Origin of the sequence: Arthrobacter sp. YN (genome assembly GCF_002224285.1) — a bacterium.
In the GTDB taxonomy this organism is placed as follows: Bacteria; Actinomycetota; Actinomycetes; order Actinomycetales; family Micrococcaceae; genus Arthrobacter.
In genome coordinates this window covers 3,514,731-3,536,992 of record NZ_CP022436.1, presented here as the reverse complement: position 1 = coordinate 3,536,992, position 22,262 = coordinate 3,514,731, and the positions used below count along the sequence as shown (strand labels likewise).

The 22,262-nt window shown below is 62.1% G+C and carries 20 protein-coding genes; 14 read left to right on the top strand and 6 right to left on the bottom strand.

What is annotated here, in order from left to right; all coding sequences use genetic code 11:
- Positions 1-73: 73 nt before the first annotated feature.
- Together CGK93_RS16185 and CGK93_RS16180 are read left to right on the top strand one after the other, a co-directional pair.
- Entirely contained in the window at positions 74-1,294 is a 1,221-nt protein-coding gene (locus tag CGK93_RS16185) for a pyridoxal phosphate-dependent aminotransferase (RefSeq protein WP_026546228.1), read from the top strand.
- Between the two features lie 55 nt (positions 1,295-1,349).
- The gene (locus tag CGK93_RS16180) at positions 1,350-2,204 is read left to right on the top strand and encodes a polyphosphate kinase 2 family protein (protein ID WP_089595712.1); all 855 of its coding nucleotides are present in this window, start codon (positions 1,350-1,352) and stop codon (positions 2,202-2,204) included.
- 42 nt (positions 2,205-2,246) lie between these two features.
- On the opposite strand, the gene CGK93_RS16175 is transcribed toward CGK93_RS16180, so the two are convergent.
- Entirely contained in the window at positions 2,247-2,498 is a 252-nt protein-coding gene (locus tag CGK93_RS16175) for an exodeoxyribonuclease VII small subunit (protein ID WP_089595711.1), read from the bottom strand.
- A gap of 42 nt (positions 2,499-2,540) precedes the next feature.
- A complete protein-coding gene (gene xseA / locus CGK93_RS16170) occupies positions 2,541-3,818 on the bottom strand; it encodes an exodeoxyribonuclease VII large subunit (RefSeq protein WP_089595710.1) in 1,278 nt (425 codons plus the stop codon).
- A 185-nt stretch (positions 3,819-4,003) separates the two neighbouring features.
- Between xseA and CGK93_RS16165 the strand changes: the two genes are divergently transcribed.
- Both CGK93_RS16165 and CGK93_RS16160 read left to right on the top strand, forming a co-directional pair.
- Positions 4,004-4,861, top strand: a complete 858-nt coding sequence (locus CGK93_RS16165) for a hypothetical protein (RefSeq protein ID WP_232481359.1) — start codon at positions 4,004-4,006, stop codon at positions 4,859-4,861.
- Positions 4,862-4,885: 24 nt separating this feature from the next.
- Positions 4,886-5,971: a 4-hydroxy-3-methylbut-2-enyl diphosphate reductase gene (locus CGK93_RS16160; RefSeq protein WP_089595708.1), complete on the top strand. Its 1,086-nt coding sequence runs from the start codon at positions 4,886-4,888 to the stop codon at positions 5,969-5,971.
- Between the two features lie 86 nt (positions 5,972-6,057).
- Here the strand turns inward: CGK93_RS16160 and CGK93_RS16155 are convergent, their stop codons facing one another.
- On the bottom strand, positions 6,058-7,287 hold the full coding sequence (locus CGK93_RS16155; RefSeq protein ID WP_089595707.1) for a DNA recombination protein RmuC: 1,230 nt from the start codon (positions 7,285-7,287) through the stop codon (positions 6,058-6,060).
- 111 nt (positions 7,288-7,398) lie between these two features.
- Between CGK93_RS16155 and ychF the strand changes: the two genes are divergently transcribed.
- From ychF to CGK93_RS16130, 5 genes are all read left to right on the top strand, one after another.
- A complete protein-coding gene (ychF, locus tag CGK93_RS16150; protein ID WP_089597521.1) occupies positions 7,399-8,484 on the top strand; it encodes a redox-regulated ATPase YchF in 1,086 nt (361 codons plus the stop codon).
- 314 nt (positions 8,485-8,798) lie between these two features.
- Positions 8,799-10,481 (top strand): peptide ABC transporter substrate-binding protein, encoded by a 1,683-nt coding sequence (locus CGK93_RS16145; protein WP_089595706.1) that lies wholly within the window; start codon positions 8,799-8,801, stop codon positions 10,479-10,481.
- A gap of 124 nt (positions 10,482-10,605) precedes the next feature.
- Positions 10,606-11,535, top strand: a complete 930-nt coding sequence (locus CGK93_RS16140; protein WP_089595705.1) for an ABC transporter permease — start codon at positions 10,606-10,608, stop codon at positions 11,533-11,535.
- Positions 11,525-12,469, top strand: a complete 945-nt coding sequence (locus CGK93_RS16135; protein WP_089595704.1) for an ABC transporter permease — start codon at positions 11,525-11,527, stop codon at positions 12,467-12,469. Before CGK93_RS16140 ends, CGK93_RS16135 begins: the two co-directional genes overlap by 11 nt.
- A 10-nt stretch (positions 12,470-12,479) precedes the next feature.
- The gene (locus CGK93_RS16130) at positions 12,480-14,189 is read left to right on the top strand and encodes a dipeptide ABC transporter ATP-binding protein (RefSeq protein WP_089595703.1); all 1,710 of its coding nucleotides are present in this window, start codon (positions 12,480-12,482) and stop codon (positions 14,187-14,189) included.
- 87 nt (positions 14,190-14,276) lie between these two features.
- Here the strand turns inward: CGK93_RS16130 and CGK93_RS16125 are convergent, their stop codons facing one another.
- Positions 14,277-15,119 carry an SGNH/GDSL hydrolase family protein gene (locus CGK93_RS16125; RefSeq protein WP_232481358.1) on the bottom strand — a complete coding sequence of 281 codons (843 nt, stop codon included), beginning with the start codon at positions 15,117-15,119 and terminating at the stop codon, positions 14,277-14,279.
- A gap of 283 nt (positions 15,120-15,402) precedes the next feature.
- Here CGK93_RS16125 and typA point away from each other — a divergent pair, with 283 nt between their 5' ends.
- On the top strand, positions 15,403-17,319 hold the full coding sequence (gene typA / locus CGK93_RS16120) for a translational GTPase TypA (protein ID WP_089595701.1): 1,917 nt from the start codon (positions 15,403-15,405) through the stop codon (positions 17,317-17,319).
- 33 nt (positions 17,320-17,352) lie between these two features.
- Positions 17,353-17,769 carry a hypothetical protein gene (locus CGK93_RS16115; protein ID WP_089595700.1) on the top strand — a complete coding sequence of 139 codons (417 nt, stop codon included), beginning with the start codon at positions 17,353-17,355 and terminating at the stop codon, positions 17,767-17,769.
- Here CGK93_RS16115 and CGK93_RS24675 read toward each other — a convergent pair.
- Positions 17,687-17,890 (bottom strand): hypothetical protein, encoded by a 204-nt coding sequence (locus CGK93_RS24675; RefSeq protein ID WP_442857051.1) that lies wholly within the window; start codon positions 17,888-17,890, stop codon positions 17,687-17,689. The genes CGK93_RS16115 and CGK93_RS24675 overlap by 83 nt on opposite strands.
- 198 nt (positions 17,891-18,088) lie before the next feature.
- On the opposite strand from CGK93_RS24675, the gene fdxA reads away from it, so the two are divergent.
- The 3 genes from fdxA to CGK93_RS16095 all read left to right on the top strand — a co-directional run bounded on the left by fdxA (position 18,089) and on the right by CGK93_RS16095 (position 21,094).
- Entirely contained in the window at positions 18,089-18,415 is a 327-nt protein-coding gene (gene fdxA, locus CGK93_RS16105; RefSeq protein WP_024817464.1) for a ferredoxin, read from the top strand.
- A 14-nt stretch (positions 18,416-18,429) separates the two neighbouring features.
- A complete protein-coding gene (dapC, locus tag CGK93_RS16100; RefSeq protein WP_089595698.1) occupies positions 18,430-19,578 on the top strand; it encodes a succinyldiaminopimelate transaminase in 1,149 nt (382 codons plus the stop codon).
- Positions 19,579-19,810: 232 nt separating this feature from the next.
- Complete coding sequence (locus CGK93_RS16095) at positions 19,811-21,094, top strand: citrate synthase (RefSeq protein WP_089595697.1); 1,284 nt, start codon at positions 19,811-19,813, stop codon at positions 21,092-21,094.
- 87 nt (positions 21,095-21,181) lie between these two features.
- On the opposite strand, the gene galE is transcribed toward CGK93_RS16095, so the two are convergent.
- Complete coding sequence (galE, locus tag CGK93_RS16090; RefSeq protein WP_089595696.1) at positions 21,182-22,222, bottom strand: UDP-glucose 4-epimerase GalE; 1,041 nt, start codon at positions 22,220-22,222, stop codon at positions 21,182-21,184.
- Positions 22,223-22,262: the final 40 nt, after the last annotated feature.

The window sequence follows — 22,262 nt, the reverse complement described above, 5'->3', positions numbered from 1 at the left end:
CCGTCACCGCCGTCGTCGTTTCTGTGAGTTAAGTCTCAGCTGAAGTCCATCACCCGTGTGGCATATTTGAGGGATGGCGAAATTCAAGCAGTCCACCAAGCTTCATAATGTCCTTTACGACATCCGTGGACCGATTCTTCAGGCCGCCCAGCAGATGGAGGCAGAGGGTCACAGGATCCTCAAACTGAATATCGGAAACCCGGCTCCCTTCGGTTTTGAAGCGCCCGACGCCATTTTGGTGGACATGATCCGCCACCTGCCCAACGCCCAGGGGTATAGCGATTCGCGCGGGATCTTCTCGGCCCGGACCGCTGTATCGCAGTACTACCAGACCCGTGGCATCCAGAACATCCACGTTGATGACATCTACCTTGGCAACGGCGTCAGCGAGCTCATCACCATGTCCCTTATGGCCCTCCTGGAAGACGGTGATGAGGTCCTGATTCCCACACCGGACTATCCGCTGTGGACCGCTTCCGTTGCTTTGGCCGGCGGGCGACCCGTGCACTACCTCTGCGACGAGGATTCCGGCTGGCAGCCTGACCTTGAAGACATGGAAGCCAAGATCACGCCCCGCACCAAGGGCATTGTGGTCATCAATCCCAACAACCCCACCGGCGCGGTGTACCCGGAGGAAACGCTCAAGAAAATCGTCGCTCTCGCCGAGAAACACGGCCTGGTGCTCTTTGCCGATGAGATCTACGAAAAAATCCTTTACGAGGACGCCGTCCACATCAACCTTGCCGGGCTGACCGGCGACGACGTCCTGTGCCTGACGTTCAGCGGCCTGTCCAAGGCCTACAGGGTCTGTGGTTACCGCGCCGGTTGGATGGCTATCTCGGGACCCAAGAAGGACGCCGCGGACTACCTTGAGGGCATCAACCTCCTGGCCAACATGCGTCTGTGCGCCAACGTTCCCGCGCAGCACGCCATCCAAACGGCCCTCGGTGGCTACCAGAGCATCAACGACCTCATCCTGCCCGGCGGCAGGCTCCTGGAACAGCGAAACAAGGCCTACGATCTGCTGAACGCCATCCCCGGTGTCAGCACCCAGCAGGCCAGGGGCGCCCTGTACTTGTTCCCGAAACTGGACCCCGAGGTCTACCACATCCGGGACGACGAAAAGTTTGTCCTCGATTTGTTGAAGGAACAGAAAATCCTGGTTTCCCATGGCCGGGCCTTCAACTGGGTGCGCCCGGACCACTTCCGCATGGTCACCCTGCCCAACGTCAAAGACATTGAAGAGGCCATTGGCCGCATGGCGGACTTCCTGTCGAGGTACCCGGGCAACTAGCCTGAGGTCCATGGCCGTGCCACGAGGGCGCGGCACGGCAGGAAAGGCACACCCGATGGCTGTTGCAGTTGAATTCGCCAAGAGTCCCGCTGAAGTACTGAGGGTCGGGTCCGGGTTTACGCTGGCCAGCGTGGACCCGGACTCAACCCCCGGGTACCCCGGCGCGAAAGCTGACGGCAAGGCGTTGCTGGAAGCCCAGGACGCACGGATGGCAGAACTGCAGGAGAAGCTCTTCGCCCAAGGCCGGATCGGCAGCCCCCAGAGGATCCTGCTGATCCTGCAGGCGATGGATACGGCCGGCAAGGGTGGCATTGTCAGCCATGTGGTGGGCGCCATGGACCCCCAGGGTGTTCAACTGCATGCTTTCAAGGCCCCCACGGACGAGGAAAAGTCGCACGACTTCCTCTGGCGGATCGAGAAAGAATCTCCCGCTGCCGGAATGGTGGGGGTTTTTGACCGCTCACACTACGAGGACGTCCTGATCCATCGTGTGCATGGTTGGGCGGACGCTGCGGAGCTGGAACGCCGTTACGCAGCCATCAACGATTTCGAAGCCCGCCTCGCAGACCAAGGCACCACCATCGTCAAAGTCATGCTCAATATCAGCAAGGACGAGCAGAAGGAACGGCTTGTCGCCCGATTGGACGACCCCAGCAAACACTGGAAGTACAGCAGTGGGGACCTTGCCGAACGTGCGTTTTGGGACGACTACATGGACGCCTACGGTGTTGCTTTCGAGAAAACGTCAACAGTTACGGCACCCTGGCACGTGGTTCCGGCCAACAAGAAGTGGTACGCGCGGATCGCTGTGCAACAGCTGCTGCTGGATGCCCTTGAACGCCTCCAATTGGACTGGCCCAAGGCCGACTTCGACGTCGCTGCGGAACGCGCTCTGGTAGTAGCTTCCTAGGAAACCGCTCCGTGGGCTGCTCCGTGCGGTGCGGCTCGGGCGTTACTGGGCGGCAGCACCGGCGTCGTTGCTTGCGTCCCGGGCTGTGGCCAGGCGTTTGCGGGCGCCCTCGAGCCAGTCCTCGCACCGTTTAGCGAGTGCTTCGCCCCGTTCCCAGAGTGCCAAGGATTCTTCCAGGCTGGCACCCCCTGCCTCCAAACGGCTGACGACGCCCATGAGTTGCTCGCGGGCTTCCTCGTAACTCAAGGAGTCGAGGGAATCCGGTGAAGATGCGGATGAGTTGTTCTCGGTCATGATGTCCTTTTGTGTTCGGTAGTGACGATGGTGACCGATTCATCAACGGTCCACGATGTGTCCTTGGCCTGTGGAAACTGCCCTGAAGCGACCTTCGGCGACTCGAATGGCCAGCGCGGTTCCTTCTGGAGCTTCCTCTGGACTGCTCACCACTGTGTGCCCGGCCTGGTCCTCGCCAACAATCTGGACCACGGCATAGCCACGGTCCAGAGTTTTTTGCGGAGACAGGGCCCTGACCTGAGCGCGCAAATGGTGGACCTGGTCCAGGGCCCGGACAACGGCTGTGTTGACTGCCGAATGGGAGCGCCGTTGCAGGCGGTGGATGTCATCCGCCCGGGCGTCCACCATGGTAGCCGGCGTCGCCAGGACCGGCCGTGACCTTAGGGCATGGAGACGGTCCGTCTCCCGGTCCACCATCCTGCCGATGCTTCGGCGGAGGTGGTCCCTGGCCTGGCGGACCATGGCCAGTTCCTCGGCCACGTCAGGAACTATCCGCTTGGCGGCATCGGTGGGCGTTGACGCGCGAAGGTCCGCCACGTCGTCAAGGATGGGTCGGTCGGCTTCGTGCCCGATTGCACTGACAACCGGAGTGGTGGCGGCAGACACCGCGCGGATGAGGTCCTCGTTGCTGAACGGTAGGAGATCTTCCAACGCGCCACCGCCGCGTGCCAGGACAATGACGTCTACCTGGGGATCGGCGTCGAGCTTCTTTAACGCTGCGATGATCTGGGAGACAGCGGTGTTGCCTTGGACAGCCACTTCGCGGACGTCGAACTCAACCGCCGGCCAGCGCAGCGCCGCATTGCGCAGGACGTCCTTCTTGGCGTCCGAGTCCCGGCCGGTGATGAGGCCGATACGGTGGGGGAGCAGCGGCAGCTTGCGTTTCCGGGAGTCGGCAAACAGGCCTTCGGCCGCGAGGGCTTGCCTCAGCCGTTCAATCCGCGCCAGCAGGTCACCGAGGCCCACCGGACGGATGTCCTTGACGGACATGTTCAGGCGCCCTGTTTTGACCCAGAAATCCGCCTTGACCAAGGCGACCACGCGGGATCCGCGTTCAAGGGGTATTTTTTGACGGTCCAACACCGTGGACCACACCGATGCCGGCAGGGAAATCTCGGCGTCAACATCACGCAGTGTCAGGAAGGCGTTGCCGCCCCGGCGGTTCAGCTCAATAACCTGGCCTTCGATCCACGCCGCCGGCGCACGCTCGATGTGGGCTTTCAGCTTGCGGGACAGCAGTTGGAGCGGCCAGGGGTTATCGGGGCTGGTTTCGGCTGCCGTCCCGGGCAGTGTGGATTCCGGAGTAGCTTCAGCGGACATGGGCGGTCCGTGCCTGTTCCAGTCTCCGTGATTGCTGCTGCATGATGTGTCCTCGCTCCGGGATGCGGTCTTGGTTGCCGGCCGCCTTCCAACTCTATCCATAGCTTCCATGCCGACCCCGACATTTTTTCTCTCATGTGGACAGACCTAGGATGGTGGCACAGCCCACGACCCCGAGGACGACGTTGCGTACTTTTGTTTCAGCACTGGGTGTGATCCTCGCCCTTCTGCTCACGGCCGTCGCTGTTCCTGCGGCGTGGGTGGACCAGAACATTGTCAAAGAAGAGGGATTCGTTCGGATCGCCGGCTCGCTGGGCAACGATCCCGACTTCCAGAACCGTTTGGCTACGGCCGCAGTGGGGACCTTTGAGTCCTCCGTGGACCTGCCCGGCCCCATCCAATCCCTGGCGGCCGACGCGCTCCGGAACGCGGCCACGGGCATGCAGTCGTGGAGTGACTATCCGCAAGCCTGGGAGGAAACCGTACGGAACAGCCACAGGCTGAACTTCGGGACGGTCGCTGGGGCGGAAGACTCGGCGGCGTCCACGGCACTGGTCTTGGATATAGGGCCTCTTGTGCGGCTGATCCGCGATCATTTTGCCGAGGCTACGCGGATCAGGCTCGATGTCCCCGCGGAGAGCCTTGTCTCCCTGGGAGAGCCTTCCCACCGGCAACTCGTGGAAGGCGTGGCAGCCTTTGCGCCGTTGTGGTGGATCGCCGCTGCCGGTGCGCTCGTGTCGGCACTTCTGGCATTGGCGGCTGCACGACGACGGTCACTGGCTTTGGTTTTCCTCGGGCTCGGGGGATTGGCGCTGGCAGCCCTTTGGACGGCGGGAGCAGACCTCGCTGGTGGAATGGTCGGAAGTCTTGCCAGCGCCAACGGCGTCGCAGAACTGTTCAAGAACGAGTTCCTCGCCACGGCCCGCAACGGTTTTGGCCAGTGGGTGTGGATCGCAGCGGTGGTGTCCGGGGCTGTCCTGGTGGTGGGCGTCATAGCGGGAGTGGTCTCAGGGCGACGAGGGTCACGTTCGGCCCGAAGCTAAAGGCCGGGCCGGTAGCATGGAGGCATGACCAGCACAGCAGTTTCCATTCCTATGCCCACGGTGCCGCGCAGACGGCGATCTCCGGAAGAGGTACAGGCAGCGGCACCCGTCACGGGTCCCAAGAAGGTTCTGCTGGCGGCGCCGCGCGGCTATTGCGCCGGAGTGGACAGGGCAGTCATTGCTGTAGAAAAAGCCCTTGAGCACTATGGGCCTCCGGTCTACGTCCGCAAACAGATCGTCCACAACGTCCATGTGGTCAGCTCCCTGGAGGAACAGGGAGCAATCTTCGTCGAGGAAACAGACGAGGTCCCTGAGGGAGCCTTGGTCATTTTCTCTGCCCACGGTGTATCTCCGGCCGTGGTCCAGTCTGCTGAAGACCGCGGGCTCCGTACCATCGACGCCACCTGCCCCCTGGTCACCAAAGTTCACAAGGAAGCTGTGCGCTTCGCCAAGGATGACTACGACATCCTCCTGATCGGCCACGAAGGCCACGAGGAAGTCGAAGGAACCGCCGGTGAAGCACCGGATCACATCCAGATCATCAACGGCCCGCACGAGGTAGACAAAGTCACCGTCCGCGACCCGGAGAAGACCATCTGGCTCTCCCAAACGACGCTGAGCGTGGACGAAACCATGGAGACGGTCCGTCTCCTCAAGGACCGGTTCCCGACCCTCCAAGACCCGCCCAGCGACGACATTTGCTACGCCACCACCAACCGCCAGGTGGCCATTAAGAAGATTGCTCCCCAAGCCGACCTCGTGATCGTGGTGGGGTCAGCGAACTCGTCCAACTCCGTGCGCCTGGTTGAGGTTGCCTTGGAGTACGGCGCCAAAAGCTCCTACCGCGTGGACTTCGCCAACGAAGTGGACGAAGCCTGGTTCGAGGGCGTCGCCACGGTCGGTGTGACCTCGGGTGCCTCCGTCCCGGAAGTACTCGTCAAGGATGTCCTGCGGCTGCTGGCTGACTACGGCTACGGCGAGGTGCAGGAAATCGTGACGGCAGAGGAAGACCTCCTCTTCTCACTGCCCAAGGAACTGCGGGCCACGTTGAAGAAAGCCGGCGACGTGACGCGCGCGCTCGGCGGCCGCGGAAACCGGACCACGTCCTAACCCGCTTCTCTCCGCAACAGGAACTCAAAGAAACTGGCCCGCAGCCATCGCCTCCCTTGGGGAAGGCGGTGCTGCGGGCCTGTTCGTTATGCGGCAGACTCTTCGGCCTCCTCCGCCAGGAGCTCAGGGGCTGCCAAAGCACGGGGGACTGCCTCAACCGACATTGGCGCGGCAAGACCGGCATCGTCCATGGTGTTGAGCTTGCGCGCGGTCGGCAGGACCCGGGCTTCCAGCGTGCCCACCATCGCGTTGTATCGGTCCACGGACGTCTTCAAGGAGCTGCCCAGCTTGCCAACATTCTCGCCCAGTGTGCCCATGCGCTCGTAGAGCTGTTTGGCGAGCTCGAACAGTTCGTGGGCGCTGTCCGTGAGGACATCCTGGCGCCAGGTGAAGGCCACCGATTTGAGGACCGCCAGCAAGGTGCCCGGCGACGCCAGTACAACATTGCGGGACAGGGCGTACTCCAGCAGCGCGGGATCTGCCTCAAGGGCTGACGCCAGGATGGACTCAGCAGGGAGGAAACAGATCACCAACTCGGGGGAGTTCCCGGGGATGTCCCAGTACTTCTTTCCCGCCAAAGCATCAATGTGGGCCTTCAATGCTTTCGCGTGCTGGGCCAGCAAGGTCTTTGAATCATGGTTGGTGGCGGGTGCTACTGACTCCCCAAAAGCACCGTCTCCGTGCAGTTGTTCCTGGGCGGCGAGGTAGGAGGCGAGCGGGACCTTGGCGTCCACCACCAATTGCTTGCCACCCGGCAACTGGACTACGAGGTCCGGCCGAAGCGTGTTCTCGGTCCGGCCTGAATGCACCTGCTCATGGAAGTCCACGTGCCTCAGCATCCCGGAAGCCTCGACCACCCTGCGGAGCTGCACTTCGCCCCATTGGCCGCGTGCACTGTTGGAGCGCAGTGCCGAGGCCAAGGCGTGTGTTGACCGGAGGAGCTGCTCGTCAGACAACCGGGCATCCTGCAGTTGCTGGGCAAGTTGGCCGTATTGCTCCACCCGGTCACGCTCCAGCAGCGAGACTTGTTGCTGCACCGCTGTCAGCTTCTCCGCAACCGGGGCCAGCGCCCTAAGAACACTGCCGTCCGAGTTCCTGGACGCCGTCAACTCGCGGTTCTGTGTGAACAAAAGGCGCCGTTCGGCGTCGGCTGCTGCCAGCTGCGCGGTCACCTCCGAGAGGCGCGCCGAAACGGCGTCGAAGTCTTCCTCCAAGCCTGCGCCCCGGCGTCGAAAGACAACGTAGCCCGCTGCCAGGCCTATGGCAACGCCGATCAACAGCATGAGCAGGGCCAAAACCAATCCAAATCCATCCATGCAGCAACCCTGTCACAGGGGTACGACAGTTTTAGCGAGGCCACTGCGGTGAGCGCGCATCGCGGGCAGCAGCACGCAAGGACAACGTTCCAACGGGTAGAATCAATGCTCGTGGCTCTTACTATTGGCATCGTCGGACTGCCCAACGTCGGCAAATCAACTCTTTTCAACGCACTGACCCGCAACCAGGTGCTCGCAGCGAACTATCCGTTCGCGACGATCGAACCCAACGTCGGAGTCGTGAACCTTCCGGATCCCCGTCTTGCAAAGCTGGCTGAGATCTTCGGTTCCCAGAAGTTGCTGCCCGCCCCGGTGTCCTTCGTGGACATCGCCGGCATCGTGAAGGGGGCCTCCGAGGGCGAAGGCCTGGGCAACAAGTTCCTGGCAAATATCCGCGAGGCCGAAGCCATTGCACAGGTTGTCCGCGTGTTCGATGACCCCGATGTCATCCACGTTGATGGCAAGGTTGATCCGGGCTCCGACATGGAGACCATCAACACGGAGCTGATCCTGGCAGATCTCCAGACCATCGAGAACGCCATTCCGCGCATCGAAAAAGAAGTCAAGATCAAGAAGCGCGAAGCTGCCGAGCTCGCAGCCATCAAGGCGGCCCAGGCTGTGCTGGAGCGCGGCGACACCATCTTCTCCTCGATTAAGAGCGACAAGTTGGAGATGGGGCACCTCAAGGAGCTGGGCCTTCTTACCGCCAAGCCGTTCATCTACGTTTTCAACGCCGATGAAGGCATCCTTGGCGATCCTGCCAAGCAGGACGAGCTTCGTGCCCTGGTTGCCCCTGCTGATGCAATTTTCCTTGACGCCAAGCTGGAGTCAGACCTCGTGGAACTGGACGAGGAAGAAGCCCGCGAAATGCTGGAAATGAACGGCCAGTCCGAATCCGGACTGGACCAGTTGGCCCGCGTTGGGTTCCACACTCTCGGCTTGCAGACCTACCTCACGGCCGGTCCCAAGGAAACCCGTGCGTGGACCATCCGTCAGGGTGATACCGCGCCGCAGGCAGCCGGCGTGATCCACTCCGACTTCCAGCGTGGCTTCATCAAGGCCGAGGTTGTCTCCTTCGACGACCTCATCGATGCCGGTTCCATGGCCGAGGCAAAGTCCCGCGGCAAGGTCCGCATCGAAGGCAAAGAGTATGTGATGGCCGACGGCGACGTGGTGGAGTTCCGCTTCAACGTCTAGCCACAGACGTGGGCGCAATATTTCAAGGACCCTGGTTCGACAGAACCGGGGTCCTTTTTTGCCCAAAAATCGTCCTGTCCTGCTGTCAGACAGCGAATGCTACCACCGAGTAGGGTTTGACTTGAAATTCCCGCCAATTTAGGCATGTGTAGGTTGCGGAACGGTTACAGTTTGGCCACCATGTCCCAACATCCGGACACAATGTGGGTAGGCTTACACACACATGTAGGCAACGTCACAGTAGGAAACTGTGCCTGTGCCTGGGGGAAATCACGAATTTCTCCTGCTCAACTCCACGACTCATAGGAGGCGGAATGCGTTTCTCGCGCACTTCCAAAGCTCTAGGCGTAGCGGCGATCATCGCCCTCGCAGTGACCGGTTGCGGCGGCGGTGGCGGCACCAGCACAAACAGCTCTGCCGCAGCTGACCCGAACAAGGTTATTTCCGCATACAGCAACGAACCGCAGAACCCGCTGCTTCCGGCCAACACCAACGAGGTGTACGGTGGCCGCGTCGTCGAGCTGCTGTTCGAAGGCCTTCGCGCCTACGACTCGGACGGCAAGCCCGTCAACGCCCTGGCGGAGTCGATTGAGACAACCGACTCGCAGAACTGGACCATCAAGGTCAAGTCCGGCGCCAAGTTCACCAACGGTGAAGCCATCACGGCCAAGACGTTCGTTGATTCCTGGAACTTCGCCGCGCTGAGCACCAACCTCCAGAACAACGGCTTCTTCTTCGAGTCCATCGAGGGCTACGCCGACGTCAGCGCAGTCACCGAGACCACCGGCGCCGACGGCAAGAAGACCTCCACTCCGGCGCCTACGGCCCAGACCATGTCCGGCCTGGCTGCCACTGACGACCAGACCATCACGGTCAAGCTTGGCCAGCCCGAGGCTGACTGGTCGCTGCGCCTCGGTTACTCCGCCTTCTACCCGTTGCCTTCCGAGGCTCTGAAGGACCCGAAGAAGTTCGGCGAGAACCCCATCGGCAACGGCCCGTACAAGTTCGAGAAGGAAGGTGCCTGGGTACACGACCAGTCCATCTCCCTGGTCAAGAACGCTGACTACACCGGCCCGCGTGCTGCCAAGAACGGTGGCGTGACCTTCAAGTTCTACACCGATCCGGGCCCCGCATACACGGATCTCCAGGCCGACAACCTCGACATCACGGACGTTGTTCCGTCGAACGCGTTGAAGACCTACACCACGGACTTCCCGGACCGTAACTCCACGCGCCCGAACGCCAACAACGCCACCCTGAACATCCCGGGCTACAACCCGAACTTCCAGGGTGAAGCCGGTCTCCTGCGTCGCCAGGCACTGTCCCACGCCATCAACCGTGAAGAGATCACCAAGGTCATCTTCAACGGCACGCGTACCCCGGCCACCGAGTTCACGGCTCCCGTGCTCGACGGCTACAACGACGCCATTCCCGGCAGCGACGTCCTGAAGTTCGACGCGCAGAAGGCCAAGGATCTCTGGGCTGAGGCCGAGAAGATCAAGCCGTACGACGGTTCCAAGCCGCTCCTGATCGCCTCCAACACTGACGGTGGCAACAAGGAATGGATCGACGCCGTTGCCAACGGTTTCAAGAACAACCTCGGCATCGAGGCTGAAATCCAGCCGTTCGCTAAGTTCGCTGAAGTTCTGGACCTCCGCAAGTCGCAGTCCCTCCCGGGCCTGACCCGCGCTGGCTGGCAGGGTGACTACCCGTCGCTCTACAACTTCCTCGGACCGGTATGGGCAACCAACGCCTCGTCCAACTACGAGAAGTACTCGAACGCTGAGTTCGACAAGCTCCTCAAGGAAGGCCTGGCTGCCAAGACGCCTGAAGATGCCAACAAGAAGTTCAACGAGGCACAGGAGATCCTGTTCAAGGAACTCCCGGGCTTGCCCCTGTGGTACCGGGCGACCCCGATCGTATGGAGCAACAACGTTGTGTCAGCTGAAACCGGCTGGAATGGCGGCGTCCGCTACTTCGACATCGAGGCCAAGTAGTCTCCAGGATCTGAACTTGCCTTAGGGCAAAGGGGGTCCGGCCAACGTGCCGGGCCCCCCTTGCTTGCTTGGCAGGAAGGCACACATGACACACCAATGCCCCACCACCGGAGAGGGGTGACCCATGGTTCGCTTCATTTTCCGTAGACTCCTCCAGGTCATCCCGGTATTCCTGGGGACCACGCTCCTCGTCTACTACATGGTCTTCGCACTACCCGGCGACCCGATTGCCGCCCTTTTCGGAGATCGTCAGCCGCCGCAGAGCGTCATCGACGCCCTGCGGGCCCAGTACAACCTGGACCAGCCGTTCTGGGTTCAGTACGGGCTCTTCATCAAAAACTTGTTTACTTTCAACCTCGGCGTTGACTTCACCCAGCAGCCCATCGCTGACTCCCTGGCCAGGGCGTTCCCTGTGACGGCAATGCTCGCCATCGAAGCCCTCATTATCCAGGCCGTGTTCGGCATCGCCTTCGGTGTTTTCGCCGGGCTGAAGAAGGGCAAGCTCTTCGACTCCACCGTTCTGGTCGTTTCGCTCCTGGTGATCGCAGTTCCCACCTTCGTTTTGGGCTTCGTCTTCCAGCTGGTGTTTGGTGTCCAGCTTGGCTGGGCCAAACCTACCGTGGGCGCCAACGCCGACTGGGGCAACCTGATTCTTCCGGCAATTGTGCTGGGGCTCGTCTCCTTCGCCTATGTCCTCCGGCTGACCCGCGCTTCTGTCAGCGAGAACATGAACGCGGACTATGTCCGCACAGCGACAGCCAAGGGCTTGTCCCGGCCCCGCGTCGTCATGGCCCACATCCTCAGGAACTCGTTGATCCCGGTGGTCACCTACCTGGGTGCCAACCTTGGCGGGCTCATGGGCGGCGCCATCGTTACCGAAGGTATCTTCAACGTCCCCGGAGTGGGTAACAAACTCTTCCAGGCCATCCAGCGCAGCGAAGGCCCCACCATCGTTGCCATTGTGAGTGTCCTGGTCCTGGTTTTTGTTATCACCAACCTCTTGGTTGACCTCCTGTACGCCTGGCTTGACCCGAGGATCCGCTATGACCAGTAATAATGAACACTTTGTGGCTCCCGTCGAGGAGACACCGCTTCTGGCCACTGACGCTGTCAAGACAGATCAGGCGCCCCTGAGCCTTTGGGCAGATGCGTGGCGCAAGCTTCGCCGTCGCCCCATGTTCATCGTCTCCTCGCTGCTGATCCTGCTCCTTGTGATCGTTGCCGTGTTCCCGGGGCTGTTCACCAGCGTCGAACCCAACAATGACTGCCAGTTGGCCAACTCCGAGGGCGCACCCACTGCCGGCCACCCTCTGGGCTTCACCCTGCAGGGTTGCGACGTCTATTCCCGCGTGATCCACGGTACGCAGGCTTCCCTGTCTGTGGGTGTCCTGTCCGTACTTGCCGTTGTCATCATCGGCGTCACCCTCGGTGCGCTGGCCGGTTACTACGGTGGCTGGCTGGACTCCGTCCTTGCACGACTCGGCGATATCTTCTTCGCGTTGCCGATCATCCTGGGCGCCCTGGTCATTACGCAGCTGCCGTTGTTCCGTGAGAACAGGAGCGTCTGGACAGTGGTCCTGACAATATCCCTGCTTGCCTGGCCACAAATGGCGCGTATCACCAGAGGTGCCGTCATTGAGGTCCGTAACGCGGACTTCGTTACGGCGGCCCGGTCACTGGGCGTGTCCAAATTCGGCGCCTTGGTGAAGCACGCCCTCCCGAATGCCTTGGCGCCCGTCATTGTGCTGGCCACCTTGGAATTGGGCGTTTTCATCGTCTTGGAAGCCACGTTGTCCTTCCTTGGTGTCGGGTTGCCCGGGAGCGTGATGTCGTGGGGTAACGACATTTCCGCGGCCAACGCATCCATCCGCACCAACCCGGGAATCCTGCTCTACCCGGCAGCCGCCCTGTCCATCACCGTCCTGAGCTTCATCATGCTTGGCGACGCCGTCCGCGATGCTCTTGATCCCAAGAGCCGTCAGCGCTAAGGAGGCGAACATGACTTCTGCGAACATCAGAATTGATGAAGCCACGGCACCAGTACGGCCCATCCTGGAGATCAAGGACCTGGCCATCACCTTCAAGACCGGTTCCGGTGAGGTCAAGGCGGTAAAGAACGCCCACTTGACCATCATGCCGGGCGAAACGGTCGCCATCGTGGGGGAGTCGGGCTCCGGAAAGTCGACGACGGCGCTGGCCGCCATCGGCCTCTTGCCCAACAACGGCCGAGTCTCCGCAGGCCAGATCCTGCTCGACGGCGAAGACATCGCCCACGCGTCGGAAAAGCGCATGATCGAGCTCCGCGGCAGCCATATCGGCATGGTTCCCCAGGACCCCATGTCCAACCTGAACCCGGTCTGGAAGATCGGTTACCAGGTTCGGGAAACCCTGAAGGCCAACGGTCGCCCGGACGGTCCGGAGGACGTTGCCCGCGTCCTTGCGGAAGCCGGACTCCCCGACGCTGCACGGCGTGCCAAGCAATATCCGCATGAGTTCTCCGGCGGCATGCGCCAGCGCGCGCTGATCGCCATCGGCCTGAGCTGCCAACCCAAGCTCCTCATTGCCGATGAACCGACGTCGGCCTTGGATGTCACGGTGCAACGCAGGATCCTGGACCACTTGGACACCATGACCACTGAACTCGGCACCTCGGTGTTGCTGATCACGCACGACCTCGGCCTTGCCGCCGAACGCGCTGACAAAGTGATCGTCATGTACCAGGGCAACGTGGTGGAGGCCGGTCCCTCGCTGGAACTTCTCCGCAACCCCCAGCACCCCTACACCCGTCGCCTGGTTGAATCGGCGCCTTCCCTGGCGTCACGTCGTATCCAGGTGGCCAAGGAGCAGGGTGTGGAGGCCGGCGATCTCTTGGCGCCTGTGGCTGCCGCACAAAGCCGGGTCCAGGACGAGGTCCTCCAGATCAAGAACCTGCGCAAAATCTACAAACTGCGTCAGGGACTGGGGCAGACGTCCGATTTCGCTGCTGTTGACGACGTCAGCTTCAGCGTCAAGCGCGGGACCACGACGGCGATTGTGGGCGAATCCGGCTCGGGCAAGTCCACTGTTGCCAAGATGGTTCTCCAGCTTGAGAAGCCCACTGAAGGCAAGATCATCTTCGATGGCGTGGATACCGCGGGGTTGAAGGGCAAGGAGCTCTTCAAGTTCCGTCGCCGCGTGCAGCCCATCTTCCAGGATCCGTACGGTTCCCTGGACCCGATGTACAACATCTTCAGAACCATCGAAGAGCCGCTGCGTGTGCACAAGATCGGGAATGCGGCCAGCCGCGAGAAGAAGGTCCGCGAGTTGTTGGACCAGGTGGCTTTGCCCCAGTCCATGATGCAGAGGTATCCCAATGAGCTCTCGGGCGGTCAGCGGCAGCGTATCGCTATTGCGCGTGCTCTGGCGTTGGATCCCGAAGTCATCATTTGCGACGAAGCGGTATCGGCCCTTGACGTCCTGGTGCAGGCACAGGTGCTGAACCTGCTGGCAGACCTCCAGGACAACCTTGGCCTGACCTACCTGTTCATCACCCACGACCTCGCCGTGGTCCGCCAGATTGCGGACCACGTCTGCGTCATGGAAAAGGGCCAGCTTGTGGAGACGGGCAGCACGGACGACGTCTTCGACAACCCCCGTGAGGCTTACACCCAGGCACTCCTGGACGCCATCCCGGGTGGATCGCTCCTGCTGCCGCCCGCGGTGGCCTGACCGGCGTCGAACGTTTGATTGCTGGATAGCAGAAGAGCCGGTGGTTCCCGAAAGGAAACCACCGGCTCTCGCCGTTTATCGTGCCCGCTACGGTGCCGGGGCGCTGCTGTCAGGGCGGGCCGTGAGGCCCAGTGCTGCGAGTTCGCGGGCCAGGACGGCACCAAGCTTGACGTGCCCGGACGGCTTGAGATGCACGCCGTCCTGGAGATCGCCCACAGCGTTGAAACGGGTGAGCCAGTCGCCAGTGCTGACGAAGGGAATTCCGTGCTTCGCAGCAATGCGTCCCAGCAGGGCGTCCACTTCGGTACGGCGGCCGCCTCCGTTGTCAGCGCCGCGTGCCAAGGTTCCGATCATGGCCAGGGCGGCCCCGGGGTAGCGCTTCTTCAGGGCCGCGAGCAGACGCTCGGCATTACTGGCGATCTGCGCATCCGTGGCCTTTTGCGAGGCATCGTTGCCGCCGCCTTGCACCACAATCAGGGGCGGATCTCCGTAGGGGAGTATCCAGTCTCCACGCTGCAAGGCGTCGATGTAGTTGCCTGTCTTGCCATTGGCCGCAACGAAGCCGGTGCCACCCATGCCCACTACGTGCAACTTGTAGCCCAGGGCAGCGACGCCCTGCTGGGGCCAGGAGTCTTTGGGCATGGCCTGGGAATCACCGATGAGAACGGCCGTGTGGCGTACGTCGGCCAGCACCAGTTCATTACGGTTGTTGGCCGGGTTCTTGAAGAAGGAGCCAACCGGCAGGTCCAGGGCGCTGGGAGCCGGGGCCGTCCTCAGAGGCGGGGCGGCGGCTGTTTGGGCGGGCCCGGGCGCGGCGGAGCGCGTGGGGGTGGAAACGGGGGTCGCTGGGCTGGGTCCGCAGCCTACTGCCAGAACGCCGACGGCGATCAATGGTGCGAGCAGGCGGAACGCGGCCGAAGATTGTCGCATCGATTGTTCTCCGTGTGGCACTGGTTCTGCAGCAATCATGGGGCACGGAGCCAAGAAAATCCAGCATCTGGAGTAGCGGTTGTTAAAGCGTGACGCGATGTGAGCAGCGCCACATTCGGATGTCGAATGGCTTGCTTTTTAGGCTGGGAAATGCAACTGCGTTTAGACTGGATGCAGGTGCCCTGTGTCCCGGGGTCTTTTCGCTGTGTGTTCCGATCAAGTCGATCAGGTATGCGCGCGGATACAAACAGCTGACTTCACCACTGAAACGAGTCATTAACGCATGTCTGAAACCATCACCAACACTGCGTCGCGGAGCGATCTGCGCAACGTCGCGATCGTCGCACACGTTGACCACGGCAAGACCACCCTGGTCGACGCCATGCTCAAGCAGACCAACTCCTTCGCTTCCCATGGTGAGGTTGAGGACCGTGTCATGGACTCCGGTGACCTGGAGCGCGAAAAGGGCATCACCATCCTCGCGAAGAACACCACGGTTGCCTATAACGGCCCGTCGTCCAACGGCGAGACCATCACCATCAACGTCATCGACACCCCTGGCCACGCCGACTTCGGTGGCGAGGTAGAGCGCGGTCTGTCCATGGTTGACGGCGTCGTCCTGCTGGTCGACTCCTCCGAGGGCCCGCTGCCCCAGACCCGCTTCGTGCTCCGCAAGGCCCTTGCTGCGCACTTGCCGGTCATCCTCCTGGTCAACAAGACCGACCGTCCCGACGCCCGCATCGACGAAGTTGTCCACGAGTCCATGGACCTGCTCCTGGGCCTCGCCTCGGACCTCGCCGACGAAGTTCCGGACCTGGACCTGGACAAGGTCCTCGAAGTTCCCGTCGTCTACGCCGCCGCCAAGGTTGGCCGCGCGTCCCTGGACCAGCCGGCCAACGGCTCGGCCCCGGAGAACGAGGACCTCGAGCCCCTCTTCAAGACCATCATTGAGCACATCCCGGCTCCGACCTACAACCCGGACGGCGTGCTGCAGGCACACGTGACCAACCTGGACGCTTCGCCGTTCCTTGGCCGCCTCGCCCTGCTCCGCATCTACAACGGAACCCTCCGCAAGGGCCAGACCGTTGCCTGGGCCCGCGCCAACGGTGAGCTCAAGAACGTTAAGATCACCGAACTGCTCGCCACCAAGGCCCTCACTCGTGTTCCTGCCGAATCCGCAGGCCCGGGCGAAATCGTCGCTGTGGCCGGCATCGAGGAAATCACCATTGGTGAAACCCTCACCGACGCCGAAAACCCGCAGCCGCTGCCGCTGATCACCGTGGACGATCCCGCGATCTCCATGACGATCGGTATCAACACCTCGCCGCTGGCCGGCAAGGTCAAGGGCGCCAAGGTCACGGCCCGCCAGGTGAAGGATCGCCTGGACAAGGAACTGATCGGTAACGTCTCCATCAAGGTCCTCCCCACCGAGCGTCCCGACGCTTGGGAAGTCCAGGGCCGTGGCGAGCTCGCGCTGGCCATCCTGGTTGAGCAGATGCGACGCGAAGGCTTCGAGCTGACCGTGGGCAAGCCGCAGGTTGTCACCAAGACCATCGACGGCAAGCTGCACGAGCCGATGGAACACATGACCATCGATGTGCCCGAGGAATACCTTGGTGCCGTCACCCAGCTCATGGCTGCCCGCAAAGGCCGCATGACCAACATGGCCAACCACGGCACCGGCTGGTGCCGCATGGAGTTCATCGTCCCTGCGCGTGGCCTGATTGGTTTCCGTACCCGGTTCCTGACGGACACCCGTGGCGCCGGCATCGCTGCCTCCATCTCCGAAGGCTACGAGCCGTGGGCCGGACCGATCGAATACCGTACCAACGGTTCGATGATTGCCGACCGTGCCGGTGTTGTGACGCCATTCGCCATGATCAACCTGCAGGAGCGCGGTTCCTTCTTCGTGAAGCCCACCTCCGAGGTTTACGAAGGCATGATTGTTGGCGAGAACTCCCGCGCTGATGACATGGACGTCAACATCACCAAGGAAAAGAAGCTCACCAACATGCGTGCCGCTTCCTCCGACACCTTCGAAAACCTGACGCCGCCGCGCGATCTCACCCTCGAAGAGTCCCTCGAATTCGCCCGCGAAGACGAGTGTGTTGAGGTAACTCCGGATGCCATCCGTATCCGCAAGGTCATCCTGGACTCCAACGAGCGCGCCAAGGCCAACCGCGCCCGCGCCAAGTCCTAGCCTGTTCTGACTGACACAGTCAGGAAAAGCTGAATGAAGAGAGGAGCCGCCGGTACGGTTCGTGGCATTGCTGCGGCCGTACTGGCGGCTCTTTTCGTTGCTACGGCAGGTACGGCCCTGCACCGCCAAGCAGGGCCGGTGGCCGGCGTCGAGGTTCCGTGGGGCGTCGTGGCCGCACTGTTGCTGGTGGCCTCAGTGCAGCTGTGGCTTGCAGCGTGGTCGCGATCTATCATCCCGACGGCGCTAGCCGGCGTGGTGACCTATGCCGCCGTCGGCGTCTTCTCGTCAGCCGGAGCCGCCAAGCAGTTGGTCCTGGGCGACACTGCCGGCAACGTGTGGGTCTTCGGCATCGCAGCGGTGACCTTGGTCATGCTGGTGGCAGCGAGCCGCCTGCATGCCGGACGGACTGCCGCCGCGGCGGTGGCGGTGGAACCTCTTTCGCCGCGATGACCATCGCCAAGGGAATTTCGACGTCGGACGTGCGGGTCCGTACAGTGCAACTGTTGTCGCTGGTGTCCAGCAGGTAGCCGAGAGCGTCTGTCAGGCCGTCGTCGATCCTGTACCGGACCACCACCCGGATGCCTGGCTCTGCGGTAAGTAGGAATTGTCTGGGCGGCAAATGCGGGGGAGTCACCGTTTCATACTAAGACGCGGGCTAGGTTGGCGTCATTGCACTGTTGGATAATAGGCTCGGAAGTTGAGTGCCCGGCATGATGCCGGCCGTATTACCCCGGCCATCGCCGGGACAAACCGTGGAGAGGTCTGGGACGTGACGTACGTAATCGCGCAGCCGTGTGTGGATGTCAAGGACAAGGCATGTATTGAAGAGTGCCCTGTCGACTGCATTTACGAAGGTGAGCGTTCCCTCTATATCCACCCCGATGAATGTGTCGACTGTGGTGCCTGCGAACCCGTGTGCCCCGTTGAGGCCATTTACTACGAGGATGACACCCCGGAGGAATGGGCCGACTACTACAAGGCCAACGTTGAGTTCTTCGATGACCTCGGTTCCCCGGGCGGAGCGGCCAAGATTGGCAACACGGGTAAGGATCACCCGTTCATTTCCGCACTGCCCCCGCAGAACCAAGACCACTAAGGGCGGTAGCTTCCTTGATTTCCGCGGCGCCGGCTTTCGGCCTGAACCTGCCCGACTACCCCTGGGAGGCCATGGCGCCCTACGTCGCCACGGCGTCAAAGCACCCCGGTGGTGCAGTGAATCTTTCCATCGGGACACCAGTGGATCCCACTCCCGGACTGATCCGTGACGCCTTGGCGGCTGCTGCGGACGCCCACGGTTATCCCACGGTTCATGGCACCGCGGCCTTGCGCCAGGCCGTGGTCGACTGGTTCGCCAGCCGCCGCGGCGTGCCCGGTCTGGACCCCCGGGACGTCATGCCGACCGTGGGCTCCAAAGAACTCGTAGCCTGGCTGCCGTTCCTGCTCGGCCTGAGCGCCGGAGACGTGGTTGTGAGGCCTACTGTCGCATACCCGACGTACGACATCGGCGCCTCATTGGCAGGGGCCACAGCTGTTGCTGCCGACGACCTGGATGAACTTGACCCGGCCACCCGCGCCAAAGTCCGGTTGATCTGGATCAACTCGCCGGGTAATCCCACAGGCAGCGTTCGAGATGTGGAGTCGCTCCGCGGGATCGTGGGCCAGGCCCGCGAGCTCGGTGCCGTGGTGGCCTCTGACGAATGCTACGGCGAACTGGGCTGGGGCGAATGGGATGCCCAGCGCGGGGGAGAAGCTGTCCCCAGCATCCTGGATCCCCGCGTTACCGGCGGTTCCACCGACGGACTGCTGTGCGTGTACTCGTTGAGCAAACAGTCCAACCTGGCCGGCTACCGTGCCGCATTCGTCGCCGGAGACTCCGCCATCATGGCCAATCTGGTCAACAGCCGGAAACATGCGGGCATGATCGTGCCCTACCCCGTGCAGGAAGCGATGCGCGTTGCTTTGGGCGATGCCACGCACGTGTTGGCCCAGAAGGACCTCTACCGCGGCCGGCGCGAGAGGATGGTTCCTGCCTTGGAGAAGTTCGGACTGCAGATCCACCAATCCAAAGCCGGGCTGTACCTCTGGTCCACGGCGGGTGAAGCGACCTGGGATACGGTGGCACGGTTCGCCGACCTCGGCATTGTGGTGGGTCCGGGGGTCTTCTACGGCGACGCCGGCAATGGTTTCATCCGCGTAGCCCTCACCGGCAGCGACGAACGCATCGACGCCGCAGTCGAGCGGCTTGCCACAGCCTCATAACAATGCTGTGACTTGCACCACTAACAGCGTCATTCCGCCAGTAACCGGACGGTACGGATTAGTTCCGGAGGGTTACTGGCGGTAGCTTTTTAACTGACTATCAATGGTGGCCTTCTCTAAGAAAGCACTTCGGCCGTTGGAGCCCTGCAACAGTAGGGCCGAAGGCGGCGGCACCAGAAGTTGGTTGGACAAGCGTTCGATAGAGGCCCAAAGGCCTCATGAAGGGGACTCCATGACTGAGACCACCAGCGCAACACTGCGCCATGCCGGCGGCGAACTCGAACTGCCGCGCATCCAGGTTGTAGAAGGAAACGAAGGCTACGACGTTTCCAAGCTGCTGAAGCAGACGGGCGCCGTTGCCTATGACCCCGGCTTCATGAACACAGCGGCCACCACCTCGGCCATCACGTACATCGACGGCGACGCAGGCATCCTGCGCTACCGCGGTTACCCGATTGAGCAGCTCGCGCAGCACTCGAGCTTCCTCGAAGTTTCCTACCTGCTGATCTACGGCAACCTTCCCACCCCCACGGAGTTGGAAGGGTTTGATCAGAAGATCCGGCGCCACACGCTCCTGCACGAAGAGCTCAAGGGCTTCTTCGGTGGGTTCCCGCGTGACGCCCACCCCATGCCGGTGCTTTCCTCTGCTGTTTCGGCGCTGTCCACGTTCTACCAGGACTCGCTGGATCCGTTCAACGCGGAACACGTGGAAGTTTCCACCATCCGCCTCATGGCGAAGCTGCCTGTCATTGCCGCTTACGCCCACAAGAAGTCCATCGGCCAGCCGATGCTCTACCCGGACAACTCCATGAACCTGGTGGAGAACTTCCTTCGACTGAGCTTCGGCCTTCCCGCCGAGCAGTACGAAATGGATCCGGTAGTGGTCAAGGCACTGGACCTCCTTCTCATCCTGCACGCGGATCACGAGCAAAACTGTTCCACGTCCACCGTGCGCCTGGTGGGTTCGTCCAACGCGAACCTCTTCGCTTCGGTGTCCGCAGGCATCAACGCCCTCTTCGGCCCTGCCCACGGTGGCGCCAACGAGGCTGTGCTGAAGATGCTCCGCCAGATCCAGGCCGACGGCATCAAGCCCGAGGACTACATGGAGAAGGTCAAGAACAAGGAAGACGGCGTCCGCCTCATGGGCTTCGGACACCGTGTCTACAAGAACTACGATCCCCGAGCCAAGATCATCAAGGCAACGGCCCACGAAGTTCTCGGCAAGCTCGGCGGCAACGACGAACTGCTGGACATCGCCATGCGCCTCGAAGAGAAGGCTCTGGCTGATGACTACTTCATCCAGCGCAAGCTCTACCCGAACGTCGACTTCTACACCGGCCTCATCTACAAGGCCATGGGTTTCCCGGAGAAGATGTTCACCGTACTGTTCGCCATCGGACGCCTCCCTGGCTGGATTGCCCAGTGGCGCGAAATGATCAACGACCCCCAGACCAAGATCGGCCGCCCGCGGCAGCTCTACACAGGGGAGCCGGAGCGCAACTACCCGGCCAACTGATACGGCAATATCATCAATAACGACGGCGGCCGCCCACCTCGCGCGAGGTGGGCGGCCGCCGTCGTTAATTACTAAGGCGCCGGTCGCCTAGGCGTTGTTCGCCGTGGCAGGCTCGGCAGCCTTGTACCCGTAGGGGTTGTTCTTCTGCCAGCGCCAGTGGTCCTCGCACATCTGGTCCACGTTCTTGGTGGTGGACCAGCCGAGGTCGGCCAGGGCAGAGGAAGCATCTGCCCAGAAAGCGGGGAGGTCGCCGGCGCGGCGGCCAGTGATCTCGTACGGAATCGGCTGGCCGACGGCCTTCTCAAAGGAGCGCAGCACTTCCAGCACTGAGGAGCCGCGGCCGGAGCCAAGGTTCCAGCGCCGAACGCCTGCGCGGCCCGCGATATAGTTCAGGGCTGCTACGTGGCCGTCGGCCAGGTCCACCACGTGGATGTAGTCGCGCTGTGCTGTGCCGTCGGGGGTGTCGTAGTCCCCGCCGAAGACCATGAGCTTCTCGCGGCGTCCCACAGCTACCTGTGCGATGAACGGCACGAGGTTGTTGGGGATGCCCTGGGGGTCCTCGCCGATGCGGCCGGACGGGTGTGCGCCTACCGGGTTGAAATAGCGCAGCAGTGCGATATGCCAGCGGTCGTCCGCGTTGCCGAGGTCCGAGAGGATGTCCTCGATCTGTTCCTTGGTGCGGCCGTAGGGGTTGTTGGCACCGATTTCCATCTTTTCGATGTACGGGATGGGGTTGTGCTCACCGTATACCGTGGCTGAAGAGCTGAAGACGATGGAGCGCACGTTGTGCTTGTCCATGGCGCGGAGCAGGTTCAGGGTGCCAACGATGTTGTTGTAGTAGTAGGCGAGGGGCTCCTGGACGGACTCTCCTACGGCCTTCAAGCCAGCGAAGTGGATCACGGCGTCGATCTGGTGCTGGTCGAACACGGCCTCGACTGCGGGCTCATCCACCAGGTCAACCTTGTGGAACGCGGCGGTCTTGCCGGTGAGCTCCGAGACCCGGCGGAGGGATTCCTCGCTGGAGTTCACGAGGTTATCAAGCACGACGACGTCGTGGCCGGCTTCCTGAAGGGACAAAACGGTGTGGGAACCGATATAGCCGGTGCCACCCGTGACAAGAATTTTCATGATCTCTACGCTAGCGGAAATTGGAGCCACGCCGCTCTGT